Here is a 23,324-nt window from a genome sequence, read left to right as displayed (position 1 = left end):
TTGAAAAAAACAATCCGAATTGGCACCCGCGACAGTGAACTTGCACTTTGGCAAGCCAACACCGTAAAATCCAAACTTGAGGCTTTGGGCTATACCACCCAGCTGGTTCCCGTAAAGTCCGAAGGCGATTTGGTATTGGACAAGCCTCTTTACGAAATGGGCATCACTGGCATTTTCACCAAAACGCTGGACGTCGCAATGATAAAGGGCACGGTGGACATTGCCGTGCACAGTATGAAGGACGTGCCCACGCAATTGCCCAATGGCATCGTGCAGACCGCTGTTTTGGCGCGCGCCTCTTCCGAAGATATTTTGGTGACAAAGAATGTAATAGATTTCGAAAAACCATGCACGATTGCCACCGGAAGTTTACGCCGTCAGGCACAATGGTTAAATCGATATCCGCATCATAAAGTTGTGGATTTACGAGGAAACGTAAATACCCGACTTCAAAAATTAAGTGATAATGACTGGCAAGGTGCAATTTTCGCAAAAGCTGGTTTACAGAGATTAGGATATGTGAGCGAAGCGCACATAATAAGCCCCTCCTTTGGAGGAGTTGGGGAGGCTTTAGACTGGATGCTTCCCGCCCCGGCACAGGGCGCAATGGTTATTGTAGCTTTGGAAAATGATGATTTTTCCAAGGATGCCACTTCAAAATTAAATGATCCCGCTTCCGAAATCTGCACCCATATAGAACGTGAATTCTTAAGAACCCTCGAAGGTGGCTGTACCGCGCCAATAGGTTCGTTTGCTGAAATAATTGAGGATAAGGTCCTCCTTAAGGGCTGCCTGTTTTCTTTGGACGGAAAGGAAAAATTGGAGATTGAAAAGGCTGTGGACAAAACCGATTACCTACATTTTGGAAAGGAATGCGCCTTGCAGATTTTGAAAAATGGCGGCAGCGAATTGATGGCGCAAATCAAGAGCCAGATCAATAAGTAAGTATTTTAAATTTCATTGAAATGAAAAGCGTTCTCTCAACAAAAAAATTGAGTCCTTCTCAAAGGGAACTGCTCGTGAACGCCGGAATTTCTCTCGTAGATTACAATGCCATAAACATTGAATTTGTTCCTTTTAAAGCCCCGAATACTGTGGAAAATGCTATTTTCACAAGTCAAAATGCTGTGAAGGCCTATTTAAATGAAAAAGACCAACTCCCCTCTACTTTGGAAGGAGAGGGGTCGGAGGTGAGGATGTTTTGCGTTGGTGAAAAGACGAAATCACTTTTGGAAGAAAACGGTTTCAAAGTGGTCAAAATGACCGAATATGCTTCCGAATTGGCTTCGTATTTAGTTGAAAGCCATAAAAATGATTCCTTTCACTTTTTCTGCGGAAACATCCGAAGCGATGAAATTCCCTCAAAATTGAAGGAAAACCATATCGCTTTTGAAGAAATTGAAGTATATAAAACAACGTTGAATCCGAAAAAATTTGCAAGGCAGTTTGATGCAATCTTGTTTTTCAGTCCAAGCGGCGTGCGAAGTTATTGCGAGGAACGAAGCAATCTCATTAATGATGAACCAACATTCGTTTGTATTGGCACAACGACTGCTTCCGAAGCAAAAAAATATACCGAAAACGTAGTAATTGCAAATGCCACAACCGTGGAAAGCGTAATTGCCAAAGCTGTGAAAATATTAAAATAACCAGACCCCAAAGGTTTATAAACCTTTGGGGTCTTGAATCAAAACTTATGAAACCTATTAAAAACGATTTATTCCTAAAAGCCCTCCGCGGCGAAACCGTGGAGCGACCGCCTGTTTGGATGATGCGCCAGGCCGGAAGATACTTGCCCGAATTTCAGGAGATAAAAGCGAAATACGACTTTTTCACCCGCTGCCAAACCCCGGAACTTGCAAGTGAAATTACCGTGCAGCCCATCCGCAGATACGGCATGGACGCTGCTATTTTGTTTAGCGATATTTTGGTAATCCCGCAGGCGATGAACATCCACGTAGAGATGAAACCCGGCGTTGGCCCATGGTTGCCGGATCCAATCCGCTCGAAAAAGGATTTGGAACGCGTAATTATGCCGGACATCAACCAAACCCTCGGCTATGTAATGGAAGCCATAAAGATGACGAAAGAAAAACTGAACGACGAAGTTCCGTTGATCGGTTTTGCAGGGAGTCCGTGGACCATTCTTTGTTATTGCGTGCAGGGGCAAGGTTCCAAAAACTTTGATAAGGCGAAGGAGTTCTGCTTTACCCAACCCGTATTGGCCCACGAACTGCTTCAAAAAATTACCGATACCACCATTTTATATTTAAAGGAAAAGGTAAAAGCCGGCGTAAATGCCGTGCAGGTTTTTGACAGTTGGGGCGGCATGCTTTCGCCCACCGATTATCAGGAATTCAGCTGGCAATATATGCAGCAAATAATCGATGCGCTAAAAGATGAAACGCCCGTTATCGCCTTTGGGAAAGGTTGCTGGTTTGCATTGGATACGATGGCGAAAAGCGGTGCATCGGCTTTGGGTGTGGATTGGACTTGTTCGCCTAAAAACGCACGTTATTTAACAGGTGGAAAAATTACTTTGCAAGGAAATTTTGACCCAACGCGGCTTTTCAGTCCGCCTTCAGAAATTAAAAAGATGGTAAAACAGATGATTGATGAATTCGGGAAAGACCGTTATATCGTGAATTTGGGCCACGGAATCCTGCCAAATATTCCACTGGAAAATGCAGGTGCTTTTATTGAAGCGGTGAAGGAATACAAACAAGAATAGATGCTATATCGGATTGTAAGAAATCTGGATTTTGGGCAACTCTTTGGGTTGCTTGGTCTTTTTCTTAGGAATCCGATGTACACCTTTCCGACCATTTTTGCCACGAAGAAATGTATGGCAATTGCAGAAAGAGAGTACGGCAGCAAGCATCATTTGGGAAATCCGGCAAATGCATTCCGGCATGCACTTTGGGTAATTTTGATAACCAAAAAGTGCCTGAACTGGCAAAACAACGAACAAAAGGCAAAAGCTTGGGCAAAGCAGTTTACCGATTGGCACGAGGATTTTTCGCCCAACAAAGCGTTGGAATGCGCCATGGATTTGCACAATAATGCAATGGGTTTATTTTATTTCGAGCAGATAAAAGACAGAAACGAAGCAGAAACGGTTTCATTTTTAAAACAAAAAGCTTCGGAGGCGGTAAAGATTTTAACGGTTGAAGAAGTTAAAAGTATTAAGGATAAATTAGTTTATATCGATTGAAAAAAACCTCACAGGTTTCAAAAACTGTAAGGTTTGGATTCAGAATTATGGTCAAAAACATTCTAAAAGGCATAAAAGCATACGCAGGAACTTTCAAGCTTATTGGGCAACTTGGACTTTGGAAGTACTTCGGCATTCCGATGGCCATTAGTTTTTTGACCGCTGTTTTAATTGGGTTTTCCGCTTGGGGCTTGAGCGATAATCTGGGAGCCTTTATTTCAAAAATCTGGTTTTGGGAATGGGGCGCCGAAACGTTCCGGACTATTAGCGATTTTATTGGCGCATTAATTATCATTGCTTTTGGAATTATTCTGTACCGACATATTGTAATGGCCTTGAGTGCGCCCTTTATGAGTCCCGTTTCGGAAAAAATTGAAAAGCACCTTTTTGGCGAAAATCATTCCCACAGAAATACGTCAAACGCGGAACAGCTTTGGCGGGGCATCCGGATAAACGTTCGAAATTTGTTGATGGAGCTATTGCTCACACTCCCAATAATCTTGATAGGGTTTATACCCGTTGTGGGAATAATTTCTTCGGTACTTTTGTTTTTGGTGCAAAGCTATTACGCCGGGTTCGGGAATATGGATTATACGTTGGAACGGCATTATAAATATGCCGAAAGTATCGAGTTTGTTAAAAGAAACCGCGGCTTGGCCATCGGCAACGGCATGGTTTTTATGCTGATGCTGTTGATTCCGGTGATTGGAATTATTTTGGTGTTGCCCCTTTCGGTGACTGCGGCGAGTACGGAGACTTTAAAGGTTTTGGAAACGACCAAGCAAATTGGTTTTAATAGAGATTTGGATAAAAATTAAAAGATACCCGCCCGAGCGGGCATTTGTGATGAAAAAAAAATTTGTAGCATATATAAAGAATTTGCAGAATGAAATCACTTCCGCTTTGGAAAAAATTGACGGAAAAGCAAAATTCAAAGAAGACAAATGGACACGTGCCGAAGGCGGCGGCGGCCAAACCCGAGTGATTGAAAATGGCGCCGTTTTTGAAAAAGGCGGGGTAAATATAAGCGAAGTCCACGGGAAATTGCCCGAAAGTATGCAGCAATATTTCGGCGTAAAGGATGCCGATTTCTTTGCTTGCGGCCTCAGTTTGGTGCTTCACCCAAAAAGTCCGATGGTGCCAACGGTTCACGCAAATTGGCGTTATTTTGAAATGTACGATTCCGAAGGAACAATCGTGGATAGTTGGTTTGGCGGCGGACAGGATTTAACGCCCTATTATTTGTTTGAAGAAGATGCCAAACATTTTCATCAAGTCTGCAAAACTGCTTGCGATAGGCATAATCCGGATTTTTATGAAACTTATAAAAAGCGCTGCGACGAGTATTTTTGGAACGCGCATCGCGAAGAAGCGAGAGGAATTGGTGGTCTTTTCTTTGATTATTTAAAAGAAACGGACACGATGAAAATGCAGGATTGGTACAATTTCGTAACCGAAGTTGGCAACAGTTTCTTGGAATGTTATCTTCCCATTGTTGAAAAAAGAAAAAACCTTCCCTATTCCGAAGCAAACAGGACCTGGCAGGAAATACGGCGTGGGCGATATGTTGAATTTAACCTCGTGCACGATAAAGGAACGCTTTTCGGCTTAAAGACCAATGGCCGTATCGAAAGTATTTTGATGAGCTTGCCGCCCCACGTTCAGTGGCGCTATGATTTTCATCCCGAGAAGGGAAGCGAGGAAGAAAAGCTTGTTGAAGTTTTAAGAAAGCCGAAAGATTGGGTTTGAATTGGAGTTAATTCTAACAATTTAATGTCACGAAAAAAGGCAAATAAAAGAATTTTCGAAATACTCCATGCTTTTGGAGATGATGGGCAAGAGAAACGCCCTGTCACCCATTGGTTTTATTTTGAAAAAAGAAAGGATTTGAAGCTTTTTGAAAGCTATGCTTGGGATATTGGATTTCAAACTTCGGTTAAACACCTTCGAAAAAGAAAGAATTATGATAAGCTTTTACTAATTATCTATAGGGTTGAAAGTGTAAACAAAAGTTTTATTGATTTTGACACTATGGAATTTTTTGAAATTGCAAAAAAGTATAACGGTATATATGATGGATGGGAAACGCCCATCGAAATGGATTAAGCAATTATTTCCAAATCAAAGCCTTTTTAGAGCCCACATTGTTTGTGTTTTGGTAATAATGAAAACGCGCTTTCAACAATAATTTTCTTCCTTCGGGATTTCGGGTGAAAGTGAGGATAGCCTTGCCATTGAATTTTTTCCAATACTTGAAAAACAGCTCTGCGTCACTTTTCCGTTCAGCAAATATTTTCGGCACATTGTAATAATCTGAAATTTTTAGCAGTTTCCGGAACCATCCGGCTTGGGTAATAATATAACGCGGATTTTCAACCGGCGCGATTATTTCCTCCAAATAATTTATAAAGAGAAGACTTTCCTTAACCGTTGCGCCCTGTAAATAACAGGAAATAGCCCCTTGGTCAAATTCTTCAATGACAACTTTAAGTTTGGGTGCTGGAGTTTTAATTAATTCTTTTTCAACCATCGCTGCTTTTAGCGCTCCGGCAAATTTAAAAAGCTGTTTGTCCCTTCGTCCGAATTGAATATATAATTTCAAAGCTTTTATGGTTTTAGGAAGAAATAAGACTGCGAGTCCGCCAAAAACTGCGTAAAAAAAGTAAAGAATTCCTTTGGAAAGAAGATTCGGAAGATTGTTTATAAAAAGTTCGGGCAATGTAATTAACACCAAAGCGGAAAGTTCCACGAAAGCATATTTCACCAAATCGTGATAATACAGTTTTTTCGATTTTTCCGAAATTGATTTTTCATCAAAATTCACTTTTAGCTCGCGAATTAAAACATTTCCTTCTTTCAAAGCTGTTTCCCAGCGCTGTTTTACGTTTTTTCGGTTTTGGGAAAGTGACTCCATTTTTTTATTTAAAGCCGCTATTTCAGAAAATCCGTTCGCTATTCCCAATCGATCTATTCCGTTTTCTATGAAGGTTTTTCCTTGTAGCGAAACGCCGCAGAAGGCATCAAATCTGCGGCTTAAGGTTTCTATGTCTGCTCCTCCCGATTCATTTGTAGGGTCCACACAGGCAATATGCCAAATATTTGCAACTTTCCCGGGCTGCAACTGGTTTACACGAATGGCCCGCCCCCGCATTTGGTTGGAAGTAACAAATGAACCAACAAACGAGGCAAGGACCAAAGTGTTGATTGCCGGCGCATCCCAACCTTCGCCCAAAAGCGATTTGGTGCCAATAAGCACTTCAATAAACCCTTCCTCAAAAAGTTGGGTCATGGCGCTTACCATTTCCTTTTTGCCGCTCACTGTTGGGTTTATGACTATGTATTCCGTATCCCAAAGAATGGATTGCGTAAAAGCTTCCGCAGAAATTTTGGCAGTCAATTCGTCCACCAGCGAATTGTGGATTAAAATCAAAGAGCCCGTTAAAACAGCTAATTTATCTTTCTGAAGTTTTAAAGATACATCCCTTTTTATCGCATTCCGAAGATGTTGAAATATAGGAACCACACCCAACTTATTTATTTCCGAAAGAGAATCGCCGTATTTAAAATCGAGAAATTCCTTTCGAATGTAATCTGAAAGAATAACCATCCGCAATGAGCTACCGAGACTTTCAGCTTCAATTTTGGTAATTTTCACAATGCTTTTAAGCTTAGATGGACTCTGCGAAAGCGAACGGTATAGGTTGTTTTCGCCTACAAGATTGACGCGTTTTTTATCAAAAGCCCCAATTTTTCGAAGCTCTTTTTCAATTGAATATAATATTGCTTCGTTTTCAAGATGATTTTTCCTTTCGTCAACCAAAAGGGGCTGCAATAGCGCTTCCACCCATTCGTAATTAAACGAGGGAAAACTCACATTTTTAGGTTTTACGCCCAACAATTCAATCTTTTCATGAGGAATTTTAAAAGCAATTGAATTCAAATAAATAAGTATCGCCGAATAGAAATCTGGATGCTCGTAAATAGCTTCCAAATTCGTTTCCGTATTCGCAAAAAAAGGATGTTTCAGTATAAAATTCTGGAAATGTTCATTCGCTTTTAAATCTGAAACAAACTGAATCAATTGCTCGCGATATTTTATGATGTAGCGAATCTGTTCCTGTTCGGGTTTGGAAAAATAAATGTAATCCTGATGCGGACAGAGATTGCCTTCCTTTACGAGTTCTGGCAGGCCGATTTCCATATCAATCGGGCCGCAAAGTTCAAAATACTTGGCTATTTCACTTGGTTCACTATCGTAGGGAGGCGTTGCGGTAAGCGAAATTAAAGTGTGTTTGGGCAATTGTTTTAAGCTGAAAAGCGGCTTCCACCATTCGTTTTTTAAGTGATGGGCTTCGTCCAAAATAATGTTTTCAATTCCAGCATTTTCAAAAAAATGGAGTAGTTTTTCTTCGGAATTTTCCAATTCATTTTTAAAAAAAGAATGCAGGGATTGATAGGTTGAAAAAGTAATCGTTTCCGGATTTTTAATGTTGAAGGAAACCGAAATTGAGTTTTTATCTTTCACAAAACACTCCAGCATACGCTCGTTCCATTGGTTTCGGATGGTTAGGGTAGGCGATAGAACCAGCGTTTTTTTATTGATTCTCCGCATCATTTCCAACCCCAGAACCGTTTTGCCCGAACCCGGCGGAGCCACGACGTGAAGATGATTATCCTCTAAATAAACTTGAAAATCCTCCAAAAACCGCGCTTGGTAGCTGCGCCAATTAAATTTAAAAAGAAGTGAGGATAGCAGGTTCAATTTATGGAAGGCTCAGATTATAATAGTAAATTTGCAACGCCAAAAATAAGGCATTTCAACGAGTTGAAAATCCTGTTATTGGTTTAATAATATTACTGAATTGATTTTTGAATATAGGGTTTCAGATTTATCAAAAAATCTAAAATCTAAAATCTCAAGTCTAAAATTTTAAGAGCTATGTACCCACTAAGAAGAAACCGAAGACTGCGAACCAACGAAAGTATGCGAAACCTCGTCCGCGAAACCATTATAAGCCCCAATGATTTTATTGTGCCACTTTTTGTGGTGGAAGGAAAGGGCGTAAAGGAGGAAATTGCCTCGATGCCGAACTATTACAGGTTGAGTTTGGATAATCTTCAAAAAGAAGTAAAAGAACTTTGGAAACTCGGTTTGAAGTCGGTTTTGCTTTTTGTGAAAGTTGATGATAAACTGAAGGACAATAGCGGAAAGGAAGCCTTAAATGCTGATGGATTGATGCAACGCGCCATAAAAACGGTAAAGGATGCAGTTCCCGAAATGATTGTGATGACCGATGTGGCCCTGGATCCGTTTTCAGTATATGGGCACGACGGAATTATTTCCGAAGGGAAAGTTTTAAATGACGATACCAATGCGGTCTTAGCTGAAATGTCCCTAAGCCACGCCATTGCGGGTGCGGATGTAGTTGCGCCCAGCGATATGATGGACGGACGCATTTTTGAAATCAGAACTTTACTGGAAGACGAAGGTTTCTGCGATACTGCGATCATGGCGTACAGCGCCAAATATGCTTCGGCATTTTACGGACCATTTCGGGATGCGTTGGATTCTGCTCCAGTGGATGTGAAGGATATTCCGAAGGATAAAAAAACCTACCAAATGGACTACGGAAACCGTGAGGAAGCCATCCGCGAAACCTTGATGGACATTGACGAGGGCGCAGATATTGTGATGGTAAAACCCGGACTTTGTTATTTGGACATCGTCCGTGAGATTAAGGATGCCGTAAATGTTCCCGTGGCGGTTTATCAAGTAAGCGGCGAATACGCGATGCTAAAAGCAGCGGCCGAAAAGGGTTGGATAGACCACGATGCCGTGATGCTGGAACAAATCACCGCCATTAAACGCGCCGGTGCCTCAATGATTGCGAGCTATTTCGCCAAAGATGCTGTAAAACTGATTAATTAGCAAAATTTTATCTTTCCGAATTCATTTTTCGCATACATTTGCGGCGTGAAACATGTTGAAAAACATATAAGTAGGTTACTGGTCTCGATTGCCGTTTTCCTGGTTTTCGGGAATGTGGCTTTTGCCGCCGAAACCTTTTCCGAAAAGAGCAAGAACACCGTTGTTTCTGAACTTCAGAAGGATGACCACAAGCCTTTTGTTTTTAATGAAATTTCTATTGGGGAGGTTTCGCAAACGGTTTCGCAGAATGAATATTTGGGGCTCGGATTGTTTGGAACATTTTATTCCAATCAGGATTTTTCCTTTGTCCGCGAATCTTCTTTAATCAATTCGTCCTTTACCCTAAAGGACAAACGGGAGCTAATCTTCCGGCATCTGTTTCCTTTCCATTTTTTTTGGTGATTTTTTGAGCATGCTTCGGCTTGTTTGGATTGTTTTCCAAGCATTTTCTTATTCAAATTTATTCACCTAAAATTTATTCATCATGGAAATGAACACCACCCTAATTGGGATAATTATATTGTTATTGATTTTTGTGCCCGTGGGTTATTTAATCCTTAATACCACCGGGCAGGACAAAAGAGCAAAGAAAACCGTATCGCAACTGTCGCAGACCAAGGGCATACAGGTAAAAAATATTGAAGTGATAGGCAACTGCGTAATTGCTGTTGACGAGGCTTCAAAGAAACTAGTTTACACCTCAAAGACCAATCCCAGCGCAGACTTTAAGGTAGTGGATATGGCCGAGGTGCGCGACTGCCGGGCCAAAAGTATCAAGCAAAGTGAAAAGACACTGGATTGGGTAGGGCTGGAACTGCTTGAGAAAACGGGCAGGGTAGAAATACCTTTCTACATAGAGAACGACGAAGAGGGCTATACCAAAGACCCTTTTGTTTGTCTGCAGGACGCAAAGCGGTGGGAGGGAACGCTGAGGCCCTTGCTGAAGGCTTCGTAAAACCACTTTTTAAGAAAACCGTCCATTGTGGCGGTTTTTTTATGCAATTAACAAAGTGTTACGCATAAATCAGTTTATAAATCTTTATTTTAGATGAAAATTTTTAAAACCAACTATGACCTTACTGATTGTTTATGCGGTGCTTTCCATTTTCTTCTCCTTTTTGTGTTCTATCCTTGAGGCAGCGCTACTTAGCTTTACGCCCACTTATTTACGAATGAAGGCACAGGCGGGAAAGGGCTATGCCACAACCCTTACCAATTTTAAAAAAGATATAGACAAGCCGCTGATTGCAATCCTCACCCTAAATACCATTGCGCACACCGTAGGTGCCATTTTGGTTGGGGTACAAGCTGAAAAATTGCCTTATAAGGTAGAGCTATGGGGTATGAATCTGGTAGGAATTGTCTCTGCAATAATGACGATGCTTATATTGGTGGTTTCTGAAATTATACCCAAAACCATTGGCGCTACCTACTGGAAGAAACTTGGTCCGTTTACGGCTATTTTCCTAAAACTAATAATTATCCCGTTAAAATATACGGGAATTCTGTGGCTGCTGATGCTCATTACGCGCTTGGTGGGCAAATCGGCTCATGTGAGTACGATGAGCCGTGAGGAATTTATGGCCATAACCGATGCCGCCGAGGAAGAAGGGGTTTTTGAGGAAAGTGAGACTACCGTTATAAAAAACCTACTTGTTTTTAAGAGCGTGCACGCCAAAGATGTAATGACGCCTTTTACCGTTGTTACTTTGGAAGATGAAACCAAGAGCCTTGATGAATTTCACCAAAACCATAAGAGCCTGCGTTTTTCCCGAATACCGGTCTATAAAAATAAACCCCACAACATTACGGGGTTTGTACTTCGTGACGATGTGCTTGAGGAAATTGTGGAAGATCGCGGCGATAAGCTCTTAAGCGATTTAAAACGGGAGATTTTTGTGGTTTCGGCAGAAAAACCCATTCCAGAGCTATTTGAAACCTTTATTAAGCAACGCGTTCACATTGCATCGGTGGTTGATGATTTTGGAAATACCATTGGCGTTGTTACGATGGAAGATATTATTGAGACGCTCCTGGGCCTTGAGATTATGGACGAAAGCGATAGCATTGAGGACATGCAGTTACAGGCTCGTAAAAATTGGGAACGTCGTGCAAAGCGGATGGGAATTGAGATTAACAGAGATATAGAACTAGAACGGGGCGATGATGAACAGGAGCCATGATGATTATGTTGATACTCCCATAGGGATATTAATGCTTTCCTTTAATGAAAAGTTTGAATTGGTTTCGGCTATTTTTCCTAAGGATGAAATAACGCTTCCCGTAGCCAATGGTTTGGGAAGTGTGAAAATTCAGCGTGTGAAGAAACAATTCGAGGAATACTTTAACGGCACCCGAAAAACTTTTGATATACCGCTTTCGCCGGAAGGAACCGAATTTCAAAAAAAGGTTTGGACGGAATTGTTGAACATACCCTACGGAGAAACTACCACCTATCAACAAATGGCGAACAAGTTGGGCGACCCAAAAGTAATCCGTGCGGCTGCCTCGGCCAACGGCAAAAACCCGATTTCCATAGTTATTCCCTGCCATCGGGTTATTGGCAGTGATGGTTCGCTCACAGGCTATGCCGGCGGTCTGCACCGAAAAAAATGGTTACTTGAACACGAAAGTCCTTCGCCCCAACAATCCCTGTTTTAGATGAAACGTTTTTTAAAGTTTTTAAAGTGGATTCTAATACTGCTTATTGTAGCGGTATTAGGACTTTATATCACTGGATACGGATATATTTTAAAGGGAATTTGGGTAGTCTATCTGCACGGCCACACCACTGCCTATATTGACGATTTTGAATTTTTTGAAACAGAAGAAATTCCTGCTAGTACCATTCCACAACCTTGGCCTATCCATAAAAAGTACAATACTGTTGAACCTACCCAAGCTCTTTCAAAAATGAACGATACCTTGGGAACCGTTGCATTTTTAATTATAAAAAACGACAGTATCTGGTTTGAAAAGTATTTTGACGGCTTCACGAAAAACTCGCAGACCAATTCCTTTTCCGTGGCGAAGAGTGTTACTTCTGCTTTGCTGGGAAAGGCAATAAATGATGGATATATAAAAAGCTTAGACCAGCCCGTCGGCGATTTTTATCCGCAGTATGCCGGAACCGGAATGACAGTGGGCGATCTTTCTTCCATGGCTTCGGGGCTAAATTGGGACGAATCGTATTTCAATCCGTTTGGGATGACGGCGCGGGCATACTACGATGCCGATTTGGCCAAAACTATCTTGAAATTGAAAGTGGTAGATACGCCCGGCGTTCGCTTTAAGTATTTAAGCGGAAATACGGAGCTTTTGGCAATGGTAATCCAAAAAGCAACAAATAAAAAGTTGGCGGATTATTTACACGAAAGTTTTTGGCAACCCATGGGTTTTGAAAATCCAGCACTTTGGCAGGTTGATGATGGTGAAAACAGATTGGTAAAAGCCTATTGCTGTATCGGTAGCAACGCTCGCGATTTTGCGCGATTTGGAAAACTGTATAAGGATTACGGCAAGTGGAACGGCCAGCAAATTTTGGATTCAACTTTTGTGGCAAAATCCATAACCTCGCGATTTGCGGAAAGTCCCGAATACGGTTATGGGTTTTGGCTGAGCGATTATTTGGAAAAGAAAATTTTTGTGATGCGCGGTATTCTTGGACAATACGTAATCGTAATTCCCGAAGATGATTTAATTATCGTACGCTTGGGGCACAAACGCGGCAATAAAACCGATTTGCCTTTTAGCAGTGATTTTTATGTTTATGTTGGGGAGGTATACAAAATGCTTGCTCAAAATCAATAATTTTTTCGTAGCTTTAAACTTCTCCCCGATTGCAATTTTCAAATTATGATTAAGCGTATAAACTTGGAACATATTCTGTTTCTAGATATTGAAACCGTACCACAGCACAAAAATTTTGATGAACTGGACGATACCTCAAAAACACTTTGGGAGCTGAAAAGCCAATACCAACGCAAGGATGAAATTTCTGCGGAAGACTTTTACGAACGCGCCGGCATTTGGGCAGAATTTGGGAAAATTGTCTGTATTTCTGTAGGCTATTTTGTGATAAAGGGAAATGTCCGAAATTTCCGTGTTACCAGTTTTCACGGCGATGAGATGAAAATTTTAAAGGATTTTAAAACATTACTGGAAACACACTTCAATAAACCACAGCATTTGCTCTGTGCGCACAACGGGAAGGAATTTGACTTTCCCTACATTGCCAGACGGATGATTATTAATGGTATCGATATTCCTTTCAAATTAGATCTCTTCGGAAAAAAACCTTGGGAAGTTCCGCATTTGGATACGCTGGAGCTTTGGAAGTTTGGAGATTATAAAACATTTACATCCCTTAAATTGATGGCGCACGTTCTGGGCATCCCTTCGCCAAAAGATGATATTGACGGCAGCCAGGTTCGTAGTGTTTTTTATGAAGAAAAAGATATTGACAGAATCATCATTTATTGCGAAAAAGACACTGTTACCGTTGCTCAGATTTTCTTAAGACTTCGCAATGATGAAATTCTAAATGAGGATGAAATACTATCCGTTTAAACTGCTGGTTGCGTATACCTCCACTCTTTAAGGATTTCAGCATAAAATTTAGTAGCTTTACCAGCTATACTCAAATATAATATTATGACAATTTCAAAATTCATCCCAAAATCATTTTTGATTCCTATGTTTATTGCACTTCCTTTTTTTATTTCGTGTAAAGACAAAGAGGTTTCTGAAGAAAAAGCAACTGAAACTGTTCAGGAAGCAACGCTTGAACAAAAGAAACAAGCCCTAGAGAATGTTGCCCCTACTTCCTCTTCATCAAATAGTACAGCAAATACCGGCGGCGGTGCTGTAAATCCCCCTCACGGACAACCGGGTCACGATTGTGCCATTCCAGTGGGTGCGCCTTTGAACGGAGCCTCGGGAAGTACCAATGCCAACCCCACGACCAATAAAGCGAATGCCGTGCCGGCATCTATTTCTGGTAAAGGTGTAAACCCGCCCCACGGGCAGCCAGGCCATAGATGTGATATAAAAGTGGGCGATCCTCTATAAAAAGAATACTTATAAAAAAAACGGCCCGTTTCATTTTTGAAACGGGCCATTCTATTATCAATATTAATTAATTATTCTTTTATGAAACGTTTCATAAGCTTGTTGTTGTCGGTATTTACTTCAAGCATATAAACACCACTTTGCAATGATGAAACATCTAAGCTTTCAGTATAATTTCCTTTGCCAACAACCTGTCCCATTATGTTATAGATTACATAATCCTTTCCATTTGCCTCAACTAACGAAATATTTAACGTATGTTTTGCAGGGTTTGGATAGATAGACATTTCTGAACTGTTGAAACCTGTACCTCTAGAAATACCTTGGTTCACTGAATTACTGATGATCACGGTATAATCTTCCACTTCACCATACGTAAAAGTTTCACAAGAAGTTGGATTTGCGTTATACTTCATAGAAACGCGCATTCTGGTTGCACCCGAAAGTGCTGAAGTAGGTACGGTAAAACTTCCAGAAACTGAAGACGCAGTAGTTCTGGAGCGTGAGTAAACCTGCTCGCCAGAATCATTGAAATCGCCATCCTGGTTATAATCAATCCATACGCGGTATGCTTCACGATATACAGTACCCGTCCATCGTGGTGTAATGGTGATTGTATTGCTGCTTCCTTTGGTTAATGAAGTAGAAATACTTGTGAAATCTGCATACCCACCATTGTTACCGGAAAGATTGTTGATGCTTCCTAGTTGGACTCTATCTATGTATTCATCATTTGTATTGTTTCCTTGTGAAGTACAATAAGTAACCGTATTTGAAAGTGTGGTAACATTCACAGTATTGCTGAAGCCGGAATTGTTGCCAGCCGCATCGTGTGCACGTACTCTAAAGGAATAAGCGGTAGCAGGGGACAATCCAGTAATGTTTGCTGAGGTGCTTGTAACGCTTCCTAAGTTTGTACTGCCTTGGAAAACATCATAACCCGTTACGCCCACATTGTCTGTGGAAGCATTCCACGAAAGTGTAAGCGTGGTCTGTGTTACGTTTGAAGCTGACAGACTTCCCGGCGCAGTTGGAGCCTGCGTATCTGGTGCAGCGCCTCCCAAGTTGATTGTATAGTCTTCTACTTCACCATAGCTGAAAGTTTCACAGGAAGTTGGAATTCCATTGTATTTCATGGAAACCCTCATTCTTGTTTCGCCGCCAACAGTCCCAGATGGCACAGTAAACGTTCCACTGTTTGGAGTGTTTGTGGAAGCAGCTTTGGACCAAACCAATTCACCTGCATCACCAAAATCATCATCACCGTTATAATCAATCCACACGGCATAGCCTTCGCTGTAAACAGTTCCGGTCCAAGTAGGAGTTACAGTAATGGTATAAGCTGAGCCTTCATTTAAGGTAGTAGAAATACTTGTAAAATCTGAATAAAGTTGTGCGCCCGAAGCATTATTGATGGTGTTCAACTGTACGCGACTTATGTATTCATCATTTACATTGTTACCCTGTGAAGCACAATAGCTGCTTCCGCCACCACCACCGTATGGAGCGCCAACACCTACAGCATACCAAGCGTTTGTGGTTGCAATTTCCTCTGGGCTATCTGCACCATAAAGATCTCTTGCGGCTTGAATAGCACCATTTCTTGCATCGCTGTACTGTGAGTTTGAATTTAAATAAACAGTTAGGTTTCTGTAAGCAATGGCAGCTGCTTTGTCCATCCCGATTCCGGTAACGTTATAGCTGTTTCCTAAATCGTTGGTACCGCTTTTACCTACGGTTAAAATATAAAACCAGAAGTTTTGTACCCCAGAGTTTATGTGTACCCCGCCATTATCGCCTGAGCCGGAATACCAATTGGTTCCCAAATAAGTGTCTGGATCGCCGTAGGCATTTGGGTTGCTCATGGAGCGAAGTGCACCACCGCTTCCGCCAGCACCAATGTCATCACCCATTAGCCAATCGTTTGTGCCAGAGGCAAACTTTTCAATGGATTCCCCAAAAATATCTGAGAACGATTCATTCAAAGCTCCCGATTGGTAGCTATAAACAAGGTTTGCGGAATATTCGGTAACGCCGTGCGCAATCTCGTGGCCACAAATATCCAAGGATACCAATGGGCCGTAGTTTACGCCATCACCGTCGCCGTAAGTCATTCTGCTACCGTCCCAAAATGCATTCACATAATTTGAGGAATAGCTAACGTAGGATTTTATAATGGCTCCCGCATTGTTATAGGAATTTCTTCCGTGTTTTTGGCTGAAGTATTTGTGAGTACGCTCCGCACCAAAGTGCGCTTGAACACCTGTAGGATTGGAAGTAAAGCTAGTTGAACTGCTTGTAACGTCCACCGCATTGTTATAGTTGGTGCCGTTATTCATGTCAAAGGTCTGAATTCCGTTACCATCAGCTGTTTGACGCAAACGGTATGGGCCAGAGGCATTATCGGCCGTAAAGGACACCGTGCCGTTATAAAGGCTGGTTCCCGTTGCGGGCACATTGGCATGGTGAATACGCTTGTTTTCAAAAATGAATTGTCCCGTTTTCGCATCAATATATACATCGGCTCTGTAAAGGGGTGCCGTTGCGTAAATATCAAACTTATAGGCAAGTCGGTTGGTTTCAGAAATATTCTTCATTGCAGGGAAAATCACCAATTCACCCGTGGGCTTTTGATAATCTGCCAAAGCTGCTTCCGAAGCATTTTGCCACATATATTTTGTAGCACCCACGTGAGCCATAGCACTGTTCAAAGCTTGCGGGCCAGTAATAGAAGCTGTAACACTAAAATCATCTGCAATGGGGGAATAAAATGAATTCAGTGTCTGTACCATTCCATTTTTACTGCTCAATGTTACGGTTGCAAATTCCACTTTTACACCATTAAAATACTGCTGCATTTTTTGGTGGGTAAAGCCTAAAGGATCTTGTTCTTGTTTTAGCGTAGTGAAGGAAGTTTGTGGGGATGGATTTAAAACTTCCTTGAAAATTTGGGAGGAGTTTTGAAGCGAATAGGATTGCGAGGCATCAAAAACTACTAGACTTGGTGGTTCTTTTACGTTTCTCTTTTCATCTTTTTTGTCTTGGGCAGAAACCACCCCGGAAAACGCAAAGATGATCAACGAAAATAGAAAAACGATTTTGTTAATTTTTTTCATAATAAATAAGATTTAGTGAATAAATAGGTTTGATGTTTTGTTAAACAACTATTAAAAGAACGATAATTTTAGATAAGATGAAATTTTATTCGATGAAATGCGCTTAAAGGGTTCGTATTTGCTTTTATCCTATCTTTGGATTTATGAAAATTGTACCCCTATTATCCGTTAATGAGCTCAGCGTTTCCTTTGGAAATAAGAAAGATGTAATTGAGGTTTTGCGTAAAATTTCATTTGAAGTTTTTGAAAACGAAATCTTGGGAATCGTGGGGGAATCTGGATCGGGTAAATCGGTCACCTCTCTTTCGATTATAGGACTGTTACCAAAAAAACAGGCGAATCTTTCTGGAGAAATAATTTTTGGGAAACGCAATCTTCTGAAAGTTACGGAAAAGCAATTCCGCCAAATTAGAGGCAAGGAAATAGCAATGATTTTTCAGGAACCAATGAGTGCCTTAAACCCTTCATTAAAATGTGGTTTTCAGGTTGCTGAAATTCTTCGGCTTCATTTAAAAGTGAATGCTTCCGAAGCAAAAAAGGAAACCATATCACTATTTGAAAAGGTAAAGCTGCCAAGACCTAACGATATTTACAACAGTTATCCGCACCAAATAAGCGGCGGGCAAATGCAGCGGGTGATGATTGCCATGGCCATTGCCTGCAAACCAAAACTGCTGATTGCCGACGAACCCACCACGGCGTTGGACGTAACCGTGCAAAAGGAAATCCTCTCACTTTTGAAATCCATTCAGCAGGAAACAAAAATGGCGATGATTTTTATCTCGCACGATTTAAGCTTGGTTTCTGAAATTGCCGACAGGGTGGTGGTAATGTATAGAGGCGATATTGTTGAAACCGCAACTACCGAAGAAATTTTCAAACACCCAAAAGCGGAATATACCAAAGCGCTTTTGGCGTCACGACCGTCGCTAAGTGTTCGTTTGGCAAAACTGCCCACCATTGCCTCCATTGCCGATAAGAGCTTTGTCCCGCGGGAAGTGAAGGCTACCGAACGCGCAAAGAGACACAAACAGATTTATACCAAAGTGCCTATTTTGGAAATTTCCAATTTGGAAAAATACTATTTCAGCAATGTTGGAATCTTTGCAAAGCCCGAAATAGTAAAAGCCGTGGACAGCGTTAGTTTTTCGGTTTTTGAAGGAGAAACATTGGGGCTCGTGGGCGAATCGGGCTGCGGAAAATCTACTTTGGGAAAAACCATTCTTCAACTTGAAAAAGCAACTTCGGGAAGCATAAAATATAGGGGAAAGGAACTTACAAGGCTTTCAAAAGGTGAAATCAGAAATCTTCGGAAGGAAATACAGATAATCTTTCAGGACCCCTATTCATCGCTAAACCCGCGTTTAATGATAGGCCAGGCACTGATGGAGCCGATGGAGGTCCACGGTTTGGGAAAGACTAAAAAGGAAAGAAAGGATCGGGTGCTAGCCTTGCTTGAAAGAGTGGGATTGGATGAGAGTTATTTTTACCGCTATCCGCACGAACTTTCGGGCGGGCAACGGCAGCGGGTAGGCATTGCGCGCACGATTGTGGTGGAGCCCAAACTGGTAATTTGTGATGAATCGGTTTCCGCTTTGGACATTTCGGTGCAGGCGCAGGTGTTGAACCTGTTGAATGAATTGAAAAACGATTTCGGTTTCACCTATATATTTATTTCGCACGATTTGGCGGTGGTAAAATATATGTCGGACCAGCTTTTGGTTATGAACAAAGGAAAGATAGAGGAATTGGGCGATGCTGATGAAATTTACGAAAATCCGCAGACAGCATATTCAAAAAAACTTATTGAGGCAATCCCGAAGGGAATTTAAAGCGTCTAAAAATTAAGCAATAAAAAACCCGTTCTAACCTCACGAAGAACGGGTTTAATAATTTATCTGTGTTTATGACAGATTTGGGGCATAAACAACCATAAAAAAAGATTAGACCAATAAAAACACTTTCTTAAAAATGAAAAGCACATTTTGTACTAATTCCTTTGTGCCTTTAAAGGATCTAATTACTTTTTCCATATGAGGTTAAGTTGGTAAGATTTGGGACTGCTAATATGTGAAGGAATTTTCAATAAAGCGATAAAAAGCATTAATATTCGATGAAATGCACTAAAATTTAACATATCGAGAGTTTTACACCTTTTTTTATCATAAAAAAACCATGACAGTGCATGGTTTGATATTTTAAAATTTGAAAATGATGTTAAAATTTCATCTCTGCAATTTCTCCGTTTATTATCAAATCGCCCTCGGTGGCTTGCTGGATTTCTTCTATGGAAACTTCCGGAGCGCGTTCAAGTAAATGGAATTTTCCATCCTTGATTTCAAGTACAGCAAGATTTGTAACTATTTTTTTTACACAATTTACACCGGTAAGCGGCAAACTACACTCTTTTAGTAATTTTGATTCGCCCTCGCGGTTGGTGTGCATCATTGCTACGATAATATTCTCAGCCGAAGCTACGAGGTCCATGGCGCCGCCCATTCCCTTTACCATTTTACCGGGAATTTTCCAATTGGCAATATCACCATTTTGTGAAACTTCCATAGCCCCGAGAATGGTAAGATCTACGTGCTGTCCGCGGATCATCCCAAAACTCATAGCCGAATCGAAGAAAGATGCGCCGGGCAAGGCGGTAATGGTCTGTTTGCCGGCATTGATCAAATCTGGGTCTTCTTCGCCTTCATACGGAAAAGGGCCCATGCCGAGGATTCCGTTCTCGCTTTGGAATTCCACGCTTATGTCGTCGCGCACAAAGTTTGCAACCAGCGTAGGGATGCCGATTCCCAGATTAACGTAGTAACCGTCCTTTACTTCTTTCGCTATTCTTTGCGCTATTTGTTCTTTAGTTAAGGCCATTAGTTTCTTTTTCTAACTGTTAGTTGCTCAATTCGCTTTTCGTATTTTTCCCCTTGAAATATCCGTTGGACAAAAATTCCCGGGATATGGATTTGGTTGGGGTCCAATTCCCCAGCGGGAACCAATTCTTCCACCTCGGCAACGGTTATTTTTCCAGCACCGCACATGGCTGGGTTGAAATTTCTTGCGGTTCCCTTAAAGATGAGGTTGCCGGCTTCATCGCCCTTCCAAGCTTTTACAAAGGAAAAATCTGCCTCAAAGGCCTTTTCCATCACATACATTTTTCCGTGGAATTCACGGGTTTCCTTTCCTTCGGCCACTTCGGTTCCATAACCTGCGGGCGTGAAAAAGGCAGGAATACCACTTCGGGCGGCTTCACAGCGTTGTGCCAAAGTGCCCTGTGGAATGAGTTCAACTTCCATTTCGCCACTGAGCATTTGGCGCTCAAACTCGGCATTTTCTCCTACATACGAAGAAATCATTTTTTTTATTTGATGTTTTTTCAACAGAAGGCCAAGCCCAAAATCGTCAACCCCTGCATTGTTAGAAATACAGGTTACGTTCTGAACATTTCGCCTTACCAATTCTGAAATAATATTTTCTGGGATGCCACAGAGACCAAAGCCGCCGAGCATAAAAGTCATTCCGTCTTCAATGCCTTCACAGGCTTCGCGAACGTTTGCAACTGTCTTTTTTATCATTTTTTAAATTTTCTGAAAATTACGAAATTTCGACCTATAAAAAAACCCCACGGCGCTTCAAAACGCGTGAGGTTTTTTATAATTGAAAAAGGAACATTCTTTAAAAATCGAATTCATCCGGAATTTCCTCTACATCAGGATTTCCTTCACGCCATTTGGAACAATCAGTTTCAATGGAAAGATTTGCTGGGCGTTTAAAACTTCCTGTTGAAACATCCAAATCCTCATCGGCATAACAACTTTTCATATACATTGCCCAAATGGGTAATGCCATTGTAGCCCCTTGTCCGTAGGCAGTAGAACCAAAATGGGTTGCGCGGTCATCGCCGCCAACCCAAACGCCAGTAACCAAGTTTGGAACCATGCCCATAAACCAACCATCGCTGTTATTCTGCGTAGTTCCGGTTTTACCGGCAATAGGATTTTTGAAATCGTACGGATATCCCGTAACAGCTTTTTTATAGATTGGCGAATTAACTGCCCACGTGCCCCTTAGGCGCGCCCCAGAACCGGATTGTGTTACCCCTTCCATCAAACTTACGGTAACGTAGGCCGTTTCATTGCTGATTACGTCTTTGGTTTTGGGAACATTTTGGTAAAGCACGGTTCCATTTTTATCTTCTATTCGCTGAATTAAAATAGGTTCTACATAAACCCCTTCATTTGCGAAAGTGCTGTACGCCCCAACCATTTCATAAACCGAAACATCAGGTGTTCCCAAAGCTATGGAAGGCACTGCGGGCATATTTTCGGTATCTACGCCCATTTTTGCAACTAAGTCAATAACAGGCTCTGGTCCTACGCGATCAATTAATCGTGCCGTAATTGTATTTATTGAATTTGCCAATGCGTATTTTAGGGTTACCATTCCACCATATCCACCTCCAGCATTTTTAGGTGCCCAAGGTTTCAATAAATTATGTTTGCCAGCAGGAATGGTGTACATTGTATTTGGTAAGGTATCGCAAGGCGACATATGCATTTGGTCAATTGCGGTGGCATAGACAAATGGTTTAAAGGTAGAACCAATTTGACGCCTTCCTTTCTTTACCATATCATATTTAAAGCGTTTGTAATCAATACCTCCTACCCAGGCTTTCACTTCTCCGGTTTGGGGAGTCATTGACATCATTGCTGCCTGTAAAAAAGATTTGTGGTAACGGATGGAATCCATAGGGGTCATTACTGTATCAATCTCACCTTTCCATGAAAAAATACGCATAGGTACTTTCTTTTTAAAGCTACTAATGATTTCTTCCTCGCTTTTTCCCTGTTTTGTCATTTCGCGCCAACGGTCACTTTTGCGCATGGCTGAGTTTAATATTCCTTCCGTCTCTTTTTCCGTGATATCACGAAATGGTGCTGTTTTATTGTTTTTGTTCTGTTCGTCAAATGCTTCTTGCAGATGTGCTATATGTTTTCTTACGGCTTCTTCGGCATATTCCTGCATTTTACTATCTATGGTTACATACACCTTTAAACCATCTTGATAAATATTGTATTTGCTGCCATCGGGCTTGGGGTGTTCCTTAATCCAATCTTCCATAAAATGACGGGCATATTCACGGAAATAGGTCGCGCTTCCTTCGTCATGGCCCTGTGGTGTGAATTTTAAGCCCAAAGGAAGCGCCTGTAATGAATCCATCACTTTTTCTGAAATGAAATCATACTTTTCCATTTGGGCCAAGACCACATTTCTCCTATTCAAAACCAATTCCGGTCTTCGGTTAGGATTGTAAAGAGATGAATTTTTGAACATGCCCACCAACATTGCAGCTTCTACAGTTGTTAATTGTGAAGGTGGTTTGTCAAAATATATGTTTGCGGCGCTCTCGATACCTACGGCTTGATTTAGAAAGTCGTACTCGTTAAAGTACATTGTGATTATTTCCTCTTTTGTGTAACGGCGCTCTAGACGTGTAGCGATAATCCACTCTTTTACTTTTTGAATAACTCGCTCTAATTTGTTTGATGCCCTTTGGTCTGTAAAGAATAATTTTGCCAACTGTTGGCTTATGGTACTTGCACCCCCACGGCTGCCCAAAAATGCGACAGCGCGAATGGTTCCTCTTCCGTCAATACCCGAGTGGTCATAAAAGCGCACATCTTCTGTCGCTATCAAAGCATTCACTAAATGATCGGGCAGGGTGTCAAACGGAACGGGCGTTCTGTTTTCTTTATAAAACTTTCCAATGGTTTTTCCATCGGAAGAAATAATCTCAGTAGCAAGATTTTTTTCAGGATTTTCAAGACTGGTCTCATCGGGAAGACTTCCGAATACACCCCAGGAAGCCAAAAGGAAAAATAAAATTATAAATAGAACGAAGCCTGCAAATAGCTTCCAAAATGTTCTGATGTGGTGGCTCACATCAGCTTTGTTTTTCTTTTTCGGAGATGTCTTTTTCTTAGTTGCCATATTG

Annotated in this window: 21 protein-coding genes; 16 read left to right on the top strand and 5 right to left on the bottom strand. The window is 41.4% G+C overall.

The window, feature by feature from the left end:
• The 7 genes from hemC to LS48_RS03825 are packed head-to-tail and all read left to right on the top strand — an operon-like array spanning position 1 to position 5,320.
• Entirely contained in the window at positions 1 to 945 is a 945-nt protein-coding gene (gene hemC / locus LS48_RS03855) for a hydroxymethylbilane synthase (protein ID WP_062620137.1), read from the top strand.
• A 20-nt stretch (positions 946 to 965) separates the two neighbouring features.
• A complete protein-coding gene (locus LS48_RS03850; protein WP_062620136.1) occupies positions 966 to 1,649 on the top strand; it encodes a uroporphyrinogen-III synthase in 684 nt (227 codons plus the stop codon).
• A 47-nt stretch (positions 1,650 to 1,696) separates the two neighbouring features.
• The gene (gene hemE / locus LS48_RS03845) at positions 1,697 to 2,731 is read left to right on the top strand and encodes a uroporphyrinogen decarboxylase (RefSeq protein WP_062620135.1); all 1,035 of its coding nucleotides are present in this window, start codon (positions 1,697 to 1,699) and stop codon (positions 2,729 to 2,731) included.
• Positions 2,732 to 3,214, top strand: coding sequence for a DUF6973 domain-containing protein (locus tag LS48_RS03840; protein WP_062620133.1), 483 nt, complete (start codon positions 2,732 to 2,734; stop codon positions 3,212 to 3,214). It abuts the gene before it with no gap.
• Between the two features lie 47 nt (positions 3,215 to 3,261).
• Positions 3,262 to 4,032 (top strand): EI24 domain-containing protein, encoded by a 771-nt coding sequence (locus tag LS48_RS03835; protein WP_062620674.1) that lies wholly within the window; start codon positions 3,262 to 3,264, stop codon positions 4,030 to 4,032.
• A gap of 28 nt (positions 4,033 to 4,060) precedes the next feature.
• The gene (gene hemF / locus LS48_RS03830) at positions 4,061 to 4,963 is read left to right on the top strand and encodes an oxygen-dependent coproporphyrinogen oxidase (RefSeq protein ID WP_062620673.1); all 903 of its coding nucleotides are present in this window, start codon (positions 4,061 to 4,063) and stop codon (positions 4,961 to 4,963) included.
• 24 nt (positions 4,964 to 4,987) lie between these two features.
• A complete protein-coding gene (locus tag LS48_RS03825; RefSeq protein WP_062620131.1) occupies positions 4,988 to 5,320 on the top strand; it encodes a ribonuclease E inhibitor RraB in 333 nt (110 codons plus the stop codon).
• Positions 5,321 to 5,324: 4 nt separating this feature from the next.
• Here the strand turns inward: LS48_RS03825 and LS48_RS03820 are convergent, their stop codons facing one another.
• Positions 5,325 to 7,976 carry a DEAD/DEAH box helicase family protein gene (locus tag LS48_RS03820; RefSeq protein WP_062620129.1) on the bottom strand — a complete coding sequence of 884 codons (2,652 nt, stop codon included), beginning with the start codon at positions 7,974 to 7,976 and terminating at the stop codon, positions 5,325 to 5,327.
• Positions 7,977 to 8,153: 177 nt separating this feature from the next.
• On the opposite strand from LS48_RS03820, the gene hemB reads away from it, so the two are divergent.
• The 8 genes from hemB (at position 8,154) to LS48_RS03780 (ending at position 14,213) form a co-directional block, all read left to right on the top strand.
• Entirely contained in the window at positions 8,154 to 9,143 is a 990-nt protein-coding gene (hemB, locus tag LS48_RS03815; protein WP_062620127.1) for a porphobilinogen synthase, read from the top strand.
• A gap of 45 nt (positions 9,144 to 9,188) precedes the next feature.
• The gene (locus LS48_RS03810; protein ID WP_045078838.1) at positions 9,189 to 9,545 is read left to right on the top strand and encodes a hypothetical protein; all 357 of its coding nucleotides are present in this window, start codon (positions 9,189 to 9,191) and stop codon (positions 9,543 to 9,545) included.
• A gap of 88 nt (positions 9,546 to 9,633) precedes the next feature.
• On the top strand, positions 9,634 to 10,098 hold the full coding sequence (locus tag LS48_RS03805) for a hypothetical protein (protein WP_131807689.1): 465 nt from the start codon (positions 9,634 to 9,636) through the stop codon (positions 10,096 to 10,098).
• Between the two features lie 115 nt (positions 10,099 to 10,213).
• A complete protein-coding gene (locus tag LS48_RS03800; RefSeq protein WP_062620123.1) occupies positions 10,214 to 11,326 on the top strand; it encodes a CNNM domain-containing protein in 1,113 nt (370 codons plus the stop codon).
• Positions 11,307 to 11,804, top strand: a complete 498-nt coding sequence (locus LS48_RS03795) for a methylated-DNA--[protein]-cysteine S-methyltransferase (protein ID WP_235811007.1) — start codon at positions 11,307 to 11,309, stop codon at positions 11,802 to 11,804. The genes LS48_RS03800 and LS48_RS03795 overlap by 20 nt, the downstream gene beginning before the upstream one ends.
• Positions 11,805 to 12,953, top strand: coding sequence for a serine hydrolase domain-containing protein (locus LS48_RS03790; RefSeq protein ID WP_062620119.1), 1,149 nt, complete (start codon positions 11,805 to 11,807; stop codon positions 12,951 to 12,953).
• Between the two features lie 45 nt (positions 12,954 to 12,998).
• Complete coding sequence (locus LS48_RS03785; protein WP_062620118.1) at positions 12,999 to 13,712, top strand: 3'-5' exonuclease; 714 nt, start codon at positions 12,999 to 13,001, stop codon at positions 13,710 to 13,712.
• A gap of 84 nt (positions 13,713 to 13,796) precedes the next feature.
• A complete protein-coding gene (locus LS48_RS03780) occupies positions 13,797 to 14,213 on the top strand; it encodes a hypothetical protein (RefSeq protein ID WP_062620116.1) in 417 nt (138 codons plus the stop codon).
• Positions 14,214 to 14,284: 71 nt separating this feature from the next.
• Here the strand turns inward: LS48_RS03780 and LS48_RS03775 are convergent, their stop codons facing one another.
• Positions 14,285 to 17,329 (bottom strand): M4 family metallopeptidase, encoded by a 3,045-nt coding sequence (locus LS48_RS03775; RefSeq protein WP_062620113.1) that lies wholly within the window; start codon positions 17,327 to 17,329, stop codon positions 14,285 to 14,287.
• Positions 17,330 to 17,472: 143 nt separating this feature from the next.
• On the opposite strand from LS48_RS03775, the gene LS48_RS03770 reads away from it, so the two are divergent.
• Positions 17,473 to 19,161, top strand: a complete 1,689-nt coding sequence (locus LS48_RS03770) for an ABC transporter ATP-binding protein (RefSeq protein WP_062620111.1) — start codon at positions 17,473 to 17,475, stop codon at positions 19,159 to 19,161.
• Between the two features lie 385 nt (positions 19,162 to 19,546).
• Here LS48_RS03770 and LS48_RS03765 read toward each other — a convergent pair whose 3' ends face one another.
• The 3 genes from LS48_RS03765 to LS48_RS03755 form a co-directional block, all read right to left on the bottom strand.
• Positions 19,547 to 20,203, bottom strand: a complete 657-nt coding sequence (locus LS48_RS03765) for a CoA transferase subunit B (protein WP_062620110.1) — start codon at positions 20,201 to 20,203, stop codon at positions 19,547 to 19,549.
• The gene (locus LS48_RS03760; RefSeq protein WP_045078850.1) at positions 20,203 to 20,904 is read right to left on the bottom strand and encodes a CoA transferase subunit A; all 702 of its coding nucleotides are present in this window, start codon (positions 20,902 to 20,904) and stop codon (positions 20,203 to 20,205) included. The genes LS48_RS03765 and LS48_RS03760 overlap by 1 nt, the downstream gene beginning before the upstream one ends.
• Before the next feature lie 100 nt (positions 20,905 to 21,004).
• Positions 21,005 to 23,320, bottom strand: coding sequence for a penicillin-binding protein 1A (locus tag LS48_RS03755; RefSeq protein WP_062620108.1), 2,316 nt, complete (start codon positions 23,318 to 23,320; stop codon positions 21,005 to 21,007).
• Positions 23,321 to 23,324 lie beyond the last annotated feature (4 nt).

The organism is Aequorivita aquimaris (genome assembly GCF_001573155.1).
GTDB lineage: Bacteria > Bacteroidota > Bacteroidia > Flavobacteriales > Flavobacteriaceae > Aequorivita > Aequorivita aquimaris.
Note: the sequence above shows the minus strand (reverse complement) of the source record. Positions and strands in the feature narration are given on the sequence as shown.